We start from the raw sequence: 15,100 nt of genomic DNA, 5'->3' as shown, positions 1-15,100 counted from the left end.
TCAGCGGTGGTTGATGGTGCCGTTGGCGCGGCCGAACATGCCGCTGGCGGTGATGTTCTGCGTGATGTACGTCGACCCACCGTCCTGTCCGACGCCCGGACCGGTTCCGCTGCCGAGAGAGCGGCGGGCGGTGCGGAGCAGGACGGGAACGGCGATGACGGCGGCGACGACGAGGGCGGCGGCGGACCACAGGGCGTGGCTCATGGCGATCAGTCCTGGGGCGGCGTAGGAGAGGCCGATGCCGCCGGCGGCGATCCCGCCGCCGACGGTGGGGGCGAGCAGGGCGGTGGTCTTGGCCCACGCCGGAACCGGCTGCGAGACCGTAAGCGGAACCTGCTGCGGGGCGGTGGGGTGGGTGTAGGCGAGGGTGCGAACGCCGTTGGGGAGGGTGACCCAGTCGACGCCCGGCGGGATCTCGGCGGGCAGGATCACCGGCTGCCCGCCGGGCAGCCGCGGCGGTGTGAAGGGGTGCGGGGTGGTGATCTCGTACGGAGTGGGTTCGGGCACAACGGGATCCCTTCAACGGGCCGGGCAGCACCCCGATGTGTGGGGTGCTGCCCGATGGTCTGCTTGTCGCCTGACTTGTCGTCCGGCTTGTCGCGTGCTTGTCGTGTGGCTTGTCGCTTGTCTTGTCTTGTCGCTTGTCGCCTCCCAGCTCAGACAAGCCTTCCGGCCCTCCGAGAGCCCGCCAGGGGGGTTCTCGGGGGTGGGTGGCGACAGGCGACAAGCTCAGCCCTCGGCGGGGGTGCCGGGGGTGTGGCGGTGGTGGATGTAGCGGGTCTTGGTGCCCGTGCCGACGCGGACCGCGATGCCTTCCTCGGTCCATTCCTTGAGCCAGCCGACCACGGTCTGCCGACTCGTGCCGTGCTGTTCGCCGAGTGTGCGGGCGATGGCCGAGGCGCCGGTGCCTTCGGGGCCGGCGGCCAGGAGGACGGCGAGTGCGGCGGTGCGGGCTTCGCTGTCCTGCTGCTCGATCCGGAACGCCGACAGGTTCAACCCGCGCGGCTTCTCCGGCTCATTCCCGGCCGGGGCGGTGGGTTCGCTGGTGGTGCCGAACTGGGCGTCGATCTGGGCCATGAACTGTGCGGCGAGCGCGTCCTCGTCGGCCACCGGAGCGTCCGGCGCGGGGGCGTCGCGCAGGGCGGAGAGGTTCAACCCGCCCGGACGCGCCGGACGGGACTCGGCTGGCGGAACCGGCCGCGTGCCGGTGCCGTCGGTAGTGCGCATCCAGGCGGTGCGGTCGCTGTCCCAGCGGCGGGCGTAGTCGGGTCCGGCGGCCTTGGCGGACGGCTCGTCCAACCGCGGGTGGAGCGCGGAGGTGGTGTGGACGATGTCGGCGATCTGGCGGGGCTTGATCCGCCAGGACTTGAACAGGGCCGGAGCGGTCTCCGGAGTGCCGATGAACCCGGCGCCCTTGTAGGGCGCCTGGTCGACCCGCAGGCCCCTCGTGCCGGGGAAGATCTTCGACAGGTCCATGCCCTCGACCTCGCCGCCGGTCAGGCAGACGCGGGCCTTGGCCTCGCGGCGGATCATCAGGTTCCCCAGCACCGCCCCGGTCGCCCCCAGGGCGGTCAGGACGGTGCGCAGGCCCATGGCGCGCAGCAGCCGGATGACCTCCAAGATCTTCGCGGCCAGCTTGCGCATCCTCGGGTCGTTGCTGGCCAGGATCTCGGCGCCTTCATCGATCACGAGCATGATCTGCGGGATCTGCGCGGAGATGGGCAGCAGGTCGGTGTCCGCCCGGGCCATGAGGTCCTGGTAGACGACCTTGCGGTGCTTGCCGATCCGCAGCGCGGTGTCGAGCATCAGCTCGGCCTCTTCCGCCGTGGAGGCGAGCCAGTCGATCCCGGGCCGGGTCTCCCGGTCGGGGGTGCCGTCGCCGTCGAGGGCGGGGCGCACCCACGGAAGGCCGGCGGATCCGGCGTTGAGGTCGATGACCCAGGTCAGGACATCGGTGGCACGGGCGAACCCGGCCAGGATGGTGTGGACGAAGTTGGTCTTGCCCGATCCGGTGGGGCCGACCACCAGCCCGCACTGCTCGCGCAGGAAGACCGGGATCTCCCGCCCGTCGGACCGGATGCCCCAGGGGATACCGGTGTGGACGGACAGCGGCCCGTACTCCGAGGGGTAGGGGATCTTGCCTTCCAGGACGTTGACGGTGGAGACGTCGATCAGGACCCGGCCCTGGTGGATGCCCGGTGTGGCCGCCACCGTGCAGCCGTGGGGGAGGCGGGCGTCGGCGGAGAGCAGGGCGGAGTCTTTGGCGATCCGGTCGTAGGTGGTCGCGCCGGGCAGTTCGGCGTCGATGGTGAAGCCGGTGGCGGTGGGCCACTTCTCGATCGCCAGCACTGTGACCGTGACGCCGCAGACGCGCTGGATCCGCTCGACCCACTCGGCCGCCAGGGTGCGGCGTTCGGCCTGGATCTCGGCGTTGACCTGCCGGTCCGCCAGCGCGATCAGCTCCAGCTCCCGCGCGTCCTCGTACAGGCTGACCGTCCGTGATGCGGTGCCGATGCCGACGCCGAGGACGGCGAGGGAGCCGATGGCCTGCCAGGTCAGCGGCCCGTCCGCGATTGCCCACGTCGTCCACCCGGCGCCCAGGAGCCAGGAGGAGGCGCGGAGGGTGAGGGTGCGGGCGGAGAGGCGTTCGCGGAGGGTGGAGATGGTGTGGCCGATCGCGCCGGCGGTGCCGACGGCCAGGGCCCAGGCAGGCGGCATGCCGGTGGCCGCCCCGGTGGTCGCGAGGGCGAGGGCGCCGGTGGTGGCGGACAGGGCGCCGGTCACGGGTCCGTGACCGGCCGCCCAGTCCCACACCGGCCCCGTCGTGACGGTGTCGGTGGTGGTCTTCATCAGACGTTCCAGCCCTTCTCGGCCTCGGGGCCGTTGCGGGGGTCGGTGTGCCGGGCGATGTCGTGCTCGTGAACCTGCCGGAACAGCGGGGCGAGGTCGGCGGAGGAGTCGACCGCGCGCATCAGGGCGCCGTAGATCTCGTCGAAGGCGCCGGCGATGTCCTTCTCCAGCGGGAACTCCGAGTCGGAGCGCTCGGCCAGGATGCGGAAGGTGTTGGCGACGCTGGTGAGGGCGTCGGGGAGGTTGTCGACCATGGACAGGATCTCCATGGCCGTCTCGGGCTCGTAGGTGCGGGCCGCGTTCTCCATCTCGGCGGCGGCCTCTTCGAACTTGAAACCGGACACGTTCACGACCTCCACAGGGGATGCGGGCAGGGCGGGGGTGAGGAAGGTGGGGCGCTGGACGGTGCCGCCGATCTGCTGTTCAGAAGCCGGGTCGGCGTCGATGGCGGCCTCGGCGGTCGCCTGCTGCTCACGGATCTTCTGATCGCGCAGGGCCTGCTGTTCTTCGGCCGTGCGCATCAGGCGCCGGTAGAGGCGGCGGCCGGGGTGCTGGAGGGCTTTGATCCCGAGCTTGCGACCCAGCGGCGTGGCCAGCAGACCGAGCACACCGACAGGGGCGGCCAGGAGGGCGGCGAGCAGGCGACGGCCCTGCTTACGCAGCGCCGACTTCCGCAGCGCCTTGCGGGCCTGCTTGCGCACCGCCCGGGTCATGGCCCGCTTCTGCTTCGCGGTCAGGGCGGCGCGGACCTTCCCGCGGGAAGCGTCCACTGCCTTCGCCGCCTGCCGGTCCCGCACCGCCCGGGCCCGCTGAACAGCGGTGTCACGCCCGGCCCGGGCCTTCCCGCCCAGCTTGGACGCCAGGCTCCGGCCCTGGTTCTTCAGGCCCGAGGTACCCGCCCCTACGGAACTGCCGGTGCGGGCATTCTGGCGGGAGATGGGGCTGTTGCGCCGGGTGTCGGCGACGAGCCGCCGGTTCTGCGTGGCCTGGGTGCGGCGCTGGGACCGGGTCGGCGCCGACGTGCTCGCGGCCTGCCGCAGTGCCTTCACCTGCCCGACCCGCCCCGCCGACCGACCCGCCCGGGCCGAGGAGACGCCCGAAGCGGTCGCACCGGCGGAGCGGCTCTTGCCCGGGGTGGGCTTGCCGGAGCGGGATGGCGCGCCGGAGCCGCTTCGCTTCGCACCCGTACTCGTGGTGCCGGCGCCCCGTGTACTGCTGGGACTCTGCCGGGAGGCCCGGGCGGTGGGCACGTTCTTGGTCTTCGTCCCGGCGCGGGTGGTGGTCTTGGCGGTGCGGTTGCGGGCCGCCCGGCGGGCCAGGACCGCGCCACCGACGACCGCCATGCCGGCGACTGCGGTGGCGATACCGGCCGGACCGCCGACCAGGGCGGCGGCGGCCAGACCGGTGACCGTGCTGTTCGCGCCGGTCGTGGCCAGCGGCACCACCGGCCACCCACCCGCCGTGTGCTCCACCCTCGGGCTCTCCTTGCCCGTCGCCTGCTCGGCGGGCGGCGGGGGCGGAAGGGTGGGCGGAACCGGCGGGGCGGGGACGGTGACCTGCTCGGTGTTGAGGTCCGTCATCGGGCCACCTCCCCGGCGGGGGTGAGGTGGTTGGGCTCCAGGGCGAAGTACACGACCACCGCGCCCTCCATGGAGGGGTACTGGCGGACCATGTCGATGCGGAGCTGGGTCAGGACGTCGAAGCGCGTCATACCCGGGGGCGGGGTGTAGGTGCCGGACAGGGTGCACGCACTGTGCTGGGGGTTCTGCAGGGTCAGCACGTAGACGTGCGAGCCCTGCGCGGTGGGGCGATCCACGAGGGAAACCTCCAGATCAGGAAGCCAATGGGGTGGGGGCGTCCGCGCAGGGGACGCACATGCCCAGCGAGGCGGGGATGCGGTATCCGGCATCCCGCCGGCACTCGGGGCAGACCTGCCGGGCCGTGTTCGCGCGCTCCAGGGCCGCCCGCTTGGCGGGGGTCATGGGGCGAACGGGCTTGGCCTGGTCGACGCGGTAGAGGTAGGCGACCAGCGGGCCGCGCCGGCGGCGGGGCCGTTCGAGCTGGGCCACCACCGGCTGACCGCTGGGCCGCAGGCCGAGGGCGCGGAGCTGTCGGAAGGTGACCAGGCCTTCCGGGGCGAGGTGCCAGCGGTAGACGGGCAGGGCGCCCATCAGCCGAGCCGGTGGTGAGAGGCCCGGCAGGTGGTGGCGTGCTCGTTCGCGTCGCCGCGAGCGAGGGAGAGGCCGTGCTCCCCGAAGCGGTCGCCACAGCCGTGGCAGTGCCAGCGCGCGGAGTGCCCATGCTCTCTGCCGGTGATGTCGACGGCGGCGCCGACCTGGTTGTGGAACCGGATCAGCAGATCGTCCGGCTCGGGCGGGTTGGTGTGCGCGGAGAGCTTCACCGGGACGCTCCTTCGAGAGCCGGGGTGGTGTCACGGAGCTTCTGGTAGTGGCCGGTGACCCAGCCGGTCGACCAGCCACACAGCTCGGCGGCCTGCCGCACCGACAGTCCGGCGGCGAACGCCGCGGCCACCGTCCGCAGGGCCAGTTCCTTCTCCTGCTGCTCCTCGGCGGGGCCGGCGGCCAGGAGTTCGGCGCGTTCACGCTCCGCCCGCTCCTCCCGCTCCCGCTGTTCACGGGCGGCCCTCTCGGCGGCCTCGCGACGCTCGCGCTGGGCCCGCTCGGCGGCCTCGCGTTCACGGCGTTCACGTTCCAGCCGCTGCTGTTCACGGGCGCGTTCATCGCGTTCACGAGCCTCCCGCGCCGCCCGCTCCGCGTTCTCGATCCGCTCGCGCTCGGCCTGCTGTGCGCGCTCTTCCCGCTGGGCCTGTTCACGGGCCAGGGCTGCTTCGTGCTCGCGCTGTTCACGGGCCAGCTTCGCGTCGAACTCCCGCCGCTCCCGCTCCCGCCGCTCCTCCTCATCCACCCGCCGCCGCTCGGCCTGCTCGGCTTCCTCGGCCTGCCGGCGGGCTTCCTGCTCGCGCTGCTTTCGCTCGGCCCGCTCCCGCTCCTCCAGGCCCGTCACGGCTGCGGTGATGGCGCGGCGGTAGGCGAGTCCGGTCTCGGCGGTGACGATCAGCAGCAACGGCGCCACCGCATGCACGGCCACGCCGACCAGGTCTTTCTTCAAGGCGGAGTCGGCGACGTTCAGGGCCAGGGTCATGGCGCCGGTCATCCAGCGCAGCACCACCGGCCACCGCCCGCCCTCCCCGCCCAGGCGGGCCAGGACGGAGTCGAGCCGGACCACGATGACCACCGCCGCGTCCACCACGATGGGCAGGATCGGGGCGGTCCAGTCCCAGTCGTCCGAGGTGTGGGCCCGCATCAGCGGCGTGACGGTGAGGACGGAGTAGAGCATCGCCCCGCACACGATCAGCCACGTCCCGATGTTCAGGGCTTGCTCGGCTGAACGGATCTGAACACCGTTCACGACACCGCCCCCAGACCCGCCACAAGCGGCTCCACGGCCGGGGTGGGGGTAAAGCCGACCAGCTCGATGTCGGCGCCGGCGAAGCGGCCATGAACCTTCAGAACCTGAGTCCTGCCGTTTCCCTGAACGCGGTGAACAACCGCCGTCGGGTCGATGTTCAGGGCCTCGCGCCACGCCTCGAACGCGCCCAGGTCGTCGTGAAGCGACAGACGCAGCCGGTCGGGGAAGACCGGGCAGAGGTCCACATTCGGCGCGGGCAGGTGCGACAACATCGCGCCCAGCGCGGCCAGCGCCGTCAGCGACGCCGCCATGTCTGTGAGCGTCCGGGCGTTCACGCCGCACCGCCCGACTGCACCGCGGTGCGGTTGGTCAGGTCCCGGCGGGCCGCCAGCACCCGGCGCCGGTGCCGGCGCAGCCGCTGGGCGTCCAGCACGCTCACCGACCGGTCCAGCAGCGCGATCTCCACGTCGAGCAGGTCAACCTCCGCCTCGATCAGCGGCATCTCGATCTCGATCGCGTCCAGCTCCGCGTCCGACGGCTCACCGTCGAACGCCAGCTCCGCACTGGAGGCGGGGAGTGTGATGATGGACTTCATGGGTCGTGCTCCCTTCGTCATAAGGGGGTGGGAACGGCCCGTACCGAACCCCCGGTGTTGGAGCACCGGGGGTTCATGCCGTTGAAGCTCGGGGGTTCAGCTCCGGCTCCCCTCGACCCCGCCCGTACGGCAGCCCCGGTGAAGGGGCGCCGGACGGACGGAGGAGGCAACCGGCCGCAGCCCGCCGTGAGACGGGGCGGAGAGATTGAGTTGCGCTGATCCGTACGCGAGGACAAGACCCGCGCACGCCGCCCGCTTGTCGCTGGAGGGGGGCGGATACCTCAGCACTCTGTTCAGTTCTCAAGGAGCTGTCGCTTCTATCGAGCCGTCCCGCTTACACGGAGCTCTCCAGGCGCCGCCCCCAATGGCAAGGGAGGGTTACCACCGGAGCTATCTGGAGCCCCTCCTGTTAAGGGGGGGTTGCCACAGAGCATGGCGGCGTCTGGCGGTTGGTGTCAACCCCCCCTTAACATGTGTCCTGTGAGCACTTCTCCAAGGCGATACGTGAGGCAGGGACATTGATCGAGGAAGTCCGGCGAGTCTCGGCGATGCAGGACCACGCCCTGCGCGTCAAAGCCGCGGTTGACCTCATGACGGAGTTGCAGGCTGCCGTCATCGAGACCTCACGCATGCGCAAAGAGAGCATCGCGTGGCTGCGTAAAAACGGTCACTCCATGGCTGACGTCGCCAAACTCATGGGCGTGAGCCGTGCGCGTGTCGCCCAGCTCCGGGATGCCGGCCCGCCCCCCGAGCGGGCTTTCCTGGGGGCCCAGTACGTGCAGGTCGCTGTGCCGACGCGCCCCGGTGAGCGGGAGTACGTGGCGGTCGAGGACAGCTCGACGGGACAGCGGATGCTGGCGCTGGCCCAGAGCCTTCAGCTCGACGGAGAGCTCGAGTACATCCCGGTCTCCGGGGAGATCGACCTCAACCGGGACGACCTCGTCGTCGTCTGCGGGCCGAAGAGCTCCGACGCCGTGGCAGCCGTGTTCGGCCAGGACCCCCGGCTGGCGTTCGAGACGCTGCCGGACGGGCGGTGGGCCCTCGTCGAGCGGGAGAGCGGCAAGGTCTACGCGTCGCCGAGCGACGACCCGCAGAATGCGACGCCGGCGGACGTGGCTTACCTGGGCAGGCTCCCCCGGCCGGACGGGCAGGGAACGTTCCTCCTGATCGCCGGAGTGCACGCTGTGGGCTCGCTGGGCGTGGCCCACTACCTGTCGGAGAACCTCGCTTACCTCTACGAGGAGGCTGGCACCTCACCGTTCTCCATGGTCGTGGCCTGCGACTACACGCCAGAGGGCAAGTCGGTGACGGCGAGCCGATCTGCCAGCGGCGTGCTGCTCCACGAGGCCGCCTGAAGTGCGCGTCGAGGCTTTCAGCAGCGGTTGCCCCGGCCGGGAGAACGAGGACTTCTCGGCCTGGGACGACCAGATGGCCGTGCTCCTCGACGGCGCTGGCATGCCCAGCACGATGAACCTGCCGTGCGTTCACGGTGTCGCCTGGTTCGTCAGGACCCTGGGTACGGCACTACGTGCGCAGGCGAGCCGGGGTTCGAGCCTCGGGGACGCTCTGGCCTCGGCCATCGAGCAGACGGCGGAGACCCACCGCGACACCTGCGCCGTGGACGACCCGCTTTCGCCGTCAGCGACCCTCGCAGTGCTTCGCGCGCGTGGGGACGTCGTGGAGTGGCTGGTGCTGGGGGACTGCACCCTCGTTCTTGAACGCGGGCACACCGTGGAGGCGATCTCGGACGATCGTCTGGCCTACGTCGCCCAGGGTGAGAGGTCAGCCATGGCGGCCACCGTACCGGGGTCTGCCGAACGTCTCCAGCTTCATGCCCAGCTCGTACGGGCGGAGCGAGCCCTCCGGAACCGCACGGGTGGCTACTGGGTGGCGGCGGCGGACCCTCAGGCCGCCGAAGAGGCTTTGCACGGGTCCTGTTCCCGCAGGGACGTCACCCGGGCCGCCCTGATGACGGATGGGGCGGCCCGGCTCGTAACCCCCTTCGCTCTGGCCGATTGGGAGGGGTGCCTCGACATTCTCGAAGAGCAGGGCCCGGAGCGGCTTGTCGAGCGGGTGCGTGACGCGGAACGAGGCGACGCCTCCCTGGAGCGATGGCCGCGGAGCAAGCAGCACGACGATGCGACCGCGCTCTACATCCGTCCGTAAAAGGGCTGTTCAGAGAGGCCCGTGGGCCATGTATGGGCCAGGGTCTCGGCATAGTGATGCCCTGCGGGAAAGCCGCAGGGCAGGCGATGTAAGCGTGCTGTCCGCCGATCGGTCTTGAAAACCGGCAAGGTGGGATGCGGTAGAAGTTTCCCTACTTCGTCAAGGCACCCGGCTGCGCTACCGCTCCGCCGGGCGGGCTTCCCGGCTCCGCTCGGGGCGCCGCTCCTGCCTTCGGCCCGCTCCGCCCCCGCTGCGCCGACGCCCGCCCCTGCAAGACGGGATAGGCCCATGGGCATGAGTCGAGCCCCAACCGCGTCCGATGCCCAAGGTCACCGACATGCCTCCGGCGGGGGCGCTCAGGCTCCGGGATGGGAGTTGGAGCGGGATGGGGATACTGCGGCACAACTTGCTGCCGAGGCTCAACACGTCTCCAGAGCCCGAGAGTTGTCGGTGCCCAGCGGTATCCTTGTGTTGAGCTCCGCCATCCGGCACTAGATGTTGTGCCTCGATGGCCGCACACCCACCATATCTTGGGGTTCTGCTTGCTGACGGGCGCTCAAAGGTGCTTCACTAGTGCCGTCAACCCAAAGCAGGCCCCACCCAGGGGCCCGAATGAGGTCGGACGCGTGGCATGGGACCTAGTGCGTTGGTCGCGCCCTCGGACCCTACCGGCATCTTCGAGTTCTTCCAAGACGCCGGCGTCCATGCGGCGCGCCTCGGAAAGGATCTGCCATGGCAGACCAGCCGAACACAAGAGATGTATCCCCGCACGAGGACGGATGGGCCGTCACTAAGCCGGGCTCCGATCGCGCCAGCGCTGTACTCCCGACCCAGGCCGAGGCTGTCGCCCGAGCCAAGAAGATCGTCGCCAACGACGGTGGCGGCGAGGTTCGTATCCGGGGCAAGAACGGGCAGGTGCGCGAGCAGAACACCGTAAAGCCGGGTAACGACCCCAAGCGCTCCAAGGGTTGATCGGTATGAACACCTACACGATCAACCAGGGTCACGGCGATGAGCGGGAAGTCTCCGCCACAGGCTTCAAGACCGTCGGAGACTTCATCGACTTCTACGGCCTCAGCCCGGACGGCGGCTCACAGGTCATCTTTAGGATGCGAGCAGACCGCACCTTCACCGTCGAGATGACTCAGCCTGCCACCTGATAGCACAACCTCGCTGCGGTACGTGTCAGATGCGTGCCAGACCTAGCGGTAACCAGCGAACAGCAGCGGGTGCCCCTGCATCCCACCGAGGATGCTCCGGGGTACCCGCTCTCGCCATCCACTGCCGCCCAATTGGCTGTTGGGCGGCGGGTGTCTAACTGCGGGGCAACGCCGACGAACAGCGGCGGAAAAGCGCGGACACCTGCCGACCGTCAGCATAGGTGAGAGCCACACCACCTGGTGGCGCCGGCAGTTGAAGAGGGGGTGCCCCCCATGCCGCCATGGATCCTCCGCACGTCTTCAAGACGGGCAGCACCACCGCAGAGTGGAGGCAACCCCGCCTAGAGAAGACGCAGTTGGTGAGACGCCTGTAGCCTCATGCCGCTTCAAGGGAGTACGGTGAGCCGCGCAAGGGCAAGCGCTCTTGCAAGGTTTCTAGGGCGTTTCGTTCTAGGAAGAGCAGGGAGAACAGAAGAATATGGCTCGAAAAGTTCACGTCCCCGTAAATGCGGTGAAGAACCTCATTCGTCAGGCTTACGAGGCTGGCGGACCCTACCAGTGGGCGCGAGAGGCGTGGCGAAACTCTGAAGAGAGTGGCGCCTCAGTCATCCACTTCGGTATCGAGGAACAGGCCGCACGAAACAAGGGTGTTCTTCGGCGCACCATTCTGGACAACGGATCGGGAATGGTTCCAGATGACCTCCTGGTCTTCCTTTCTTCATTCGGTGGCGGCGGCAAGCCGATCGGTGTCGACGGGAACTTCGGTCAGGGGTTCAAGGCTTCGGTCCTACCCTGGAACCCCTACGGGGTCGTGGTCATCAGCTACACCGAACAGGCACCCGATGGTGCGATGGTTTGGATCCAGCGCGAAGGTGACAGCTACACGTTCAAGGAGTGGGACGTCCACGACGAGGACGGGATGTATCTCGGCCGTGAAGACGTCATGGTCCCGTACGAAGACGAGGAACACGGCTGTCACTGGGGAGAGATTCGCCCCGACTGGATGACAACCGGGACCATCATGGTGCTCCTCGGCGCTTCCGCTGAGAGCGATACCTGGCAAGGGGATCCTGACCCTGCCAGGCAGGAGACCGTGGACGGGCTCGTGCGCTACCTCAACGGTCGGGTGATTGAGGTCCCGGAGCGGCAGAACAAACCGCTGGAAACAACAGTCATCGACCTCTACCGCAAGGGTGAGACGGAGCGTCGGGGGACCAAGGATAAGACGGTCGAACTGCCTGACGGAACGTCGATGGTTTGGCGACCCAGGCGCGTTTACGGCCTGCGCCACTACATTCCCGAGACGTTCCTGACGGGCATCGTCCGGGTCGATGATCACGGGACGCTAGCCGAGTGGTTCTACATTCCCGAACCTGACGCCCCAGTAAAGGGAACCAACGACTACATCGCCCAGCGGCCTGTTGTGGTGGTCGACTACCAGGGTGAGGCGTACCACGCAGACCATACCAAGCACAGGTACCGGCAGTTCGGCATCACGGACGAGATCAAAGGCCGCACATGGGTAATCCTGCGTCCGCCGGTGTTCAGCGACAGCCGGCCGACTCAGTGGGGTGTGCTCACCCAGGCCTCTCGGCACATTCTCATCACCAAGGGTGGTGGTGAACTCCCATGGGAGGAGTGGGGGGATCGCTTCTTCGCAGACTTCCCGGAACCACTCAAGAAGGTCCTGGATGAGATCCGCAGCCAGAACGGCGCACGCTCAGATGCCTCGATGGGAAAGAACATCACACGCATCTTGGATCGACTGAACGCTCGTTTCAAGGCGTCGCGTCTTACCACCTCGGCCGCAGGACGGATCCTCGGCGTCCCAGCGGGAACAGCCGTGGCAGGTCGCCGCGAGAGGCCGTCTTCGACCGGGTCAGGGCGGAGCAGTGCCACGGTCCGTGGAACAAGCGCCCCCCGCCAAGTGTTGCAGCCAGCGCGGGGCGGATCGCTGACTGGTGCTGCCACTGCTACGCGGGGCGGCTATCCGGCATTCGTATGGGCGTCCTTTGACGTAGAGGAGGCCAAGTACCTCGCACGCTACGTACAGAATGAAACGCGTAAGGTCGACGGACTGGATCACCGAGGGGTCGTATATCTCAATACTGATCACCCGGTGTTTCAGCAAGAGTTCCACTACTGGTCGAATGAGGTTTGGCCTAAGCCTGACTCTTCCCAGGTACGCAGGCTCATCCAACGAGTCTACGGTGAGGAGGCCGTCGCACACGTCGTACACGCTCAGAACCTGAACGGAACGCTCGTGGCGCGCACAGAGTCCGGCGAGTCGGTTGCCATCGGCAAGGACGACGTAAGTGAGCTGCTCACTCCTCAAGCACTGACGGCAGCCCTGCTTGGACTCGTAAACGTTGAGCAGCGGATTCTGACGCAGGGTGGTGGCCTCTTCGGCGGGAAGGCTAACTCTCGCTAGCGGGCCAGCGTCCTGCCGAGGCTCCGAGACAACCGCTGTGGCCTATCTGCGGACGAGAACTCCCCTGCCGAAGCCATTCGACACGCTGACCAGCATGTACGCGTGATGCACACGCGCCCTCCGGAGCCGCGTGCGTCGACGTCATCATGGGGTGTATGAAACCTAACTTCGTTGGTGCCCCGGCGCAGAGCACTCGCGTCGAAGCCGTGGTGGATGGGGCCGGGCTGGTCTTCACATGGGACTCAGACGCACGGATCGAGGTACGTAATCTCGGGGGAGAGGTCGTCATCGAGGCAAATGCGGCGGGGCTCAGGACGTTGGCTGGGCACCTGCTGGTGTTGGCCGGTGAGGGCGTTCCTGATGGGGCGCACCTCCACCTTGAGGAGAGCAACGGGCTGGAGGATGGGTCCGTCGGATTGGTGCTGGAGCGCAACGACGAGGAGCAGTAGCGCTGTTGAAGCGGCTTACGGGCAGCGGGAAGTCGGGCCGTCTCTGGGCCGTCCGAGAGTGGCCCAGGGGCACCGATACTCACCAGCAGCCACCGGTCCTCGGTCGTTGCGGCCTGGATCAACGGCAAGTCCCGCAGGCTGGCACGGAGGTTCGTCACTTCCTGCGCAACAAGAAGCAGGAGTGGGAGGAGTACCGCTCCGAGGTCACGGCGTTCGAGCTGCGGAAGAACCTGCCGGTGCTGTAGGGGCGGGCGAGGCTCCGGACCCGCGGCCGGGGCCGGTGGTCGGAAACCGCCGGCCCCGACGCGTCCCGCCCGCCACGAGGACCTGACGAGGAGCACGGGACGTGGGAAGTCTGCTGAGGGGCGTCTCCGGGGTTCGCTGGGGCGAGCTGCGCGACGCTACGGGGGCCGCTGCCGACGGTGTTCCTCCGCTGCTGTCCCGGATCGCGTACGGGGACGAGAGCGCGGCCCGCGTCGCCGTCGACGACCTGGGCGACGCGGTCTGCGCGCTGGGGTTCGTCGTCGGCGAGGCGACGGCTCCCGTGGTCCCGTTCCTCCTCGAACTGGCCGGTTCCCCACACGTGGCGTGCAAGCCCGAGTTGCTGGACCTGCTGGGGAGCATCTGCCGGGCCGACCAGTGGCACTCCGCCGCCGCGGCGACCCGGGGCCGAAGGGACGACGCGGATTACCGGCGGCAGACCGGCTGGGAGACGGCCGCAAGGGCGGCGGTCCACGCGGGCCGACCGACCGTCGAGGGCCTCGCCTCGTCCGTACGGCCGGAGGAGGCCGGACCCGCGCGGAGGCTGCTGCGGGTGCTGGACGGCACCCCGCCGTTCCCGGAGCCGTGAACGGCCGTCGCGGGACGGTCCGAGGCCGACGGCGTTTTCCCCACGGCCTCCGAGCCGTCCTGCCGCACGAGGTGTACGCCGTGCGGCTCCTCGATGCCCTCGACGGGGCCGTGCCTCATGTACGCGCTCATGACGGGCGGCGGTTCGTCTTGTAGGGCCGTGGTTATCCGGTGGTCGGTCGCCTGGCTCCGTAAGTACGGTCCGGGCATGTGTACTTACGCCTTCGTCCACTACAAGCTGCACTACGCGTGCGTCTCGTGCCGGATCAGTTTCAAGCGGCACCCGAACGGCGCCGGGCATCCGTGTCCCCGCTGCTCCGAGCCGATGCTGTGCGCCGGGCACGACTTCGCGGCGCCCCGGCGCAGCAACCGGAAGGCGTGGTCGGTCGTCGCGGTCGTGCTCGGGGCCGGGCTGCGGTACGAGGGGTTCGAGGGGTGCGGATGCGGGCGGGAGCCGAAGTTCCGGCCCCGGACGCGGGCCCAGGTGCGGGCCCGGCGCATCGCCGCCGCCCGGACCGGCGTTCCGCTCGCGGAGGTGCTCGGGCGGGTCGAGCCGTCGGAGCCGCGCTGAGGTCGGGGGCGCTGTCGGTGGGCGGTGGCATGCTCGCCGCATGGAGAACTGGGTCGAGTCCATGGGCGGGCCGCTCGTCGTGGTGCCGGTGTCGGGGCTGCGGGAGTGGGGTGGGTGTACGGAGGACGGGGTGCTCGTCGGGGGTGGTGAGGTGCCGGACGACTACGACCGGGCCTGTGCGGTGGAGGAACTCGCCGGGGTGATCGGGGGGAACGTCCTCGTGCTCGGGGACGAGCCCGCGACGACCCGGTACCTGTCCGGGCGGCGGGCCTTCGTGCGGTGGCTCGGGGCCGACTCCGAGGAGGAGTTGGTCGCCGCTGCCGAAGCCTTGTTGGACGACCCCCGTACTCCTTGGGAGGAGTGTGGCGTCTGGGAGACGGACGGGGCCGCCGTGCTCATGGACTCCGCCGACGTCGGGGCCGATCTCGGGACGCCGTACCCCGACGGCACGGGAATGCCGGAGCAGGCCGACGTCGACCTGCCGGCGGGCCGGTGGCGGGTCGGGGCCCATCAGGTGACGGGCGGGGACGTCTGGGTCGGTGTGGTGCGGCTCCTGGCCTGCTGAAATCCGTTGCACGGGGCGCGGCGGGTGATCACACT

The 15,100-nt window shown here is 69.4% G+C and carries 18 protein-coding genes; 9 read left to right on the top strand and 9 right to left on the bottom strand.

Annotated features, from left to right (window positions below):
* The 9 genes from AB0398_RS16070 to AB0398_RS16030 form a co-directional block, all read right to left on the bottom strand.
* The gene (locus tag AB0398_RS16070; RefSeq protein ID WP_366375868.1) at positions 1-483 is read right to left on the bottom strand and encodes a hypothetical protein; all 483 of its coding nucleotides are present in this window, start codon (positions 481-483) and stop codon (positions 1-3) included.
* Positions 484-729: 246 nt separating this feature from the next.
* Complete coding sequence (locus AB0398_RS16065) at positions 730-2,850, bottom strand: hypothetical protein (protein ID WP_366375497.1); 2,121 nt, start codon at positions 2,848-2,850, stop codon at positions 730-732.
* Complete coding sequence (locus AB0398_RS16060; protein ID WP_366375496.1) at positions 2,850-4,430, bottom strand: hypothetical protein; 1,581 nt, start codon at positions 4,428-4,430, stop codon at positions 2,850-2,852. Before AB0398_RS16060 ends, AB0398_RS16065 begins: the two co-directional genes overlap by 1 nt.
* Positions 4,427-4,666 carry a hypothetical protein gene (locus tag AB0398_RS16055; protein WP_366375495.1) on the bottom strand — a complete coding sequence of 80 codons (240 nt, stop codon included), beginning with the start codon at positions 4,664-4,666 and terminating at the stop codon, positions 4,427-4,429. The genes AB0398_RS16060 and AB0398_RS16055 overlap by 4 nt, the downstream gene beginning before the upstream one ends.
* Positions 4,667-4,682: 16 nt before the next feature.
* Positions 4,683-5,021 carry an RRQRL motif-containing zinc-binding protein gene (locus tag AB0398_RS16050; RefSeq protein WP_366375494.1) on the bottom strand — a complete coding sequence of 113 codons (339 nt, stop codon included), beginning with the start codon at positions 5,019-5,021 and terminating at the stop codon, positions 4,683-4,685.
* A complete protein-coding gene (locus tag AB0398_RS16045; RefSeq protein ID WP_366375492.1) occupies positions 5,021-5,251 on the bottom strand; it encodes a hypothetical protein in 231 nt (76 codons plus the stop codon). The genes AB0398_RS16050 and AB0398_RS16045 overlap by 1 nt, the downstream gene beginning before the upstream one ends.
* A complete protein-coding gene (locus AB0398_RS16040) occupies positions 5,248-6,279 on the bottom strand; it encodes a DUF2637 domain-containing protein (RefSeq protein WP_366375490.1) in 1,032 nt (343 codons plus the stop codon). The genes AB0398_RS16045 and AB0398_RS16040 overlap by 4 nt, the downstream gene beginning before the upstream one ends.
* On the bottom strand, positions 6,276-6,590 hold the full coding sequence (locus AB0398_RS16035) for a hypothetical protein (protein ID WP_366375488.1): 315 nt from the start codon (positions 6,588-6,590) through the stop codon (positions 6,276-6,278). Before AB0398_RS16035 ends, AB0398_RS16040 begins: the two co-directional genes overlap by 4 nt.
* A gap of 20 nt (positions 6,591-6,610) precedes the next feature.
* A complete protein-coding gene (locus AB0398_RS16030; RefSeq protein WP_366375486.1) occupies positions 6,611-6,874 on the bottom strand; it encodes a DUF6284 family protein in 264 nt (87 codons plus the stop codon).
* A gap of 518 nt (positions 6,875-7,392) precedes the next feature.
* Between AB0398_RS16030 and AB0398_RS16025 the strand changes: the two genes are divergently transcribed.
* From AB0398_RS16025 to AB0398_RS15985, 9 genes are all read left to right on the top strand, one after another.
* On the top strand, positions 7,393-8,229 hold the full coding sequence (locus AB0398_RS16025; RefSeq protein ID WP_366375484.1) for a sigma-70 family RNA polymerase sigma factor: 837 nt from the start codon (positions 7,393-7,395) through the stop codon (positions 8,227-8,229).
* Between the two features lies 1 nt (position 8,230).
* Positions 8,231-9,040 (top strand): protein phosphatase 2C domain-containing protein, encoded by an 810-nt coding sequence (locus tag AB0398_RS16020; RefSeq protein ID WP_366375483.1) that lies wholly within the window; start codon positions 8,231-8,233, stop codon positions 9,038-9,040.
* Positions 9,041-9,772: 732 nt separating this feature from the next.
* The gene (locus AB0398_RS16015; protein ID WP_366375481.1) at positions 9,773-10,012 is read left to right on the top strand and encodes a DUF2188 domain-containing protein; all 240 of its coding nucleotides are present in this window, start codon (positions 9,773-9,775) and stop codon (positions 10,010-10,012) included.
* A gap of 5 nt (positions 10,013-10,017) precedes the next feature.
* Positions 10,018-10,200 carry a hypothetical protein gene (locus AB0398_RS16010; RefSeq protein WP_366375479.1) on the top strand — a complete coding sequence of 61 codons (183 nt, stop codon included), beginning with the start codon at positions 10,018-10,020 and terminating at the stop codon, positions 10,198-10,200.
* 511 nt (positions 10,201-10,711) lie between these two features.
* Entirely contained in the window at positions 10,712-12,631 is a 1,920-nt protein-coding gene (locus AB0398_RS16005; protein WP_366375477.1) for a hypothetical protein, read from the top strand.
* 155 nt (positions 12,632-12,786) lie between these two features.
* Positions 12,787-13,080: a hypothetical protein gene (locus tag AB0398_RS16000; RefSeq protein ID WP_366375475.1), complete on the top strand. Its 294-nt coding sequence runs from the start codon at positions 12,787-12,789 to the stop codon at positions 13,078-13,080.
* Between the two features lie 346 nt (positions 13,081-13,426).
* Entirely contained in the window at positions 13,427-13,930 is a 504-nt protein-coding gene (locus AB0398_RS15995) for a hypothetical protein (RefSeq protein WP_366375474.1), read from the top strand.
* 207 nt (positions 13,931-14,137) lie between these two features.
* The gene (locus AB0398_RS15990; RefSeq protein ID WP_366375472.1) at positions 14,138-14,500 is read left to right on the top strand and encodes a hypothetical protein; all 363 of its coding nucleotides are present in this window, start codon (positions 14,138-14,140) and stop codon (positions 14,498-14,500) included.
* A gap of 40 nt (positions 14,501-14,540) precedes the next feature.
* The gene (locus tag AB0398_RS15985; protein ID WP_366375470.1) at positions 14,541-15,065 is read left to right on the top strand and encodes an Imm21 family immunity protein; all 525 of its coding nucleotides are present in this window, start codon (positions 14,541-14,543) and stop codon (positions 15,063-15,065) included.
* Positions 15,066-15,100 lie beyond the last annotated feature (35 nt).

The sequence above is a fragment of the Streptomyces sp. NPDC086147 genome, from assembly GCF_040702165.1.
Lineage (GTDB): Bacteria > Actinomycetota > Actinomycetes > Streptomycetales > Streptomycetaceae > Streptomyces.
The sequence above is the reverse complement of the archived record's forward strand: the minus strand, read 5'-3'. Positions and strand labels throughout refer to the sequence as shown.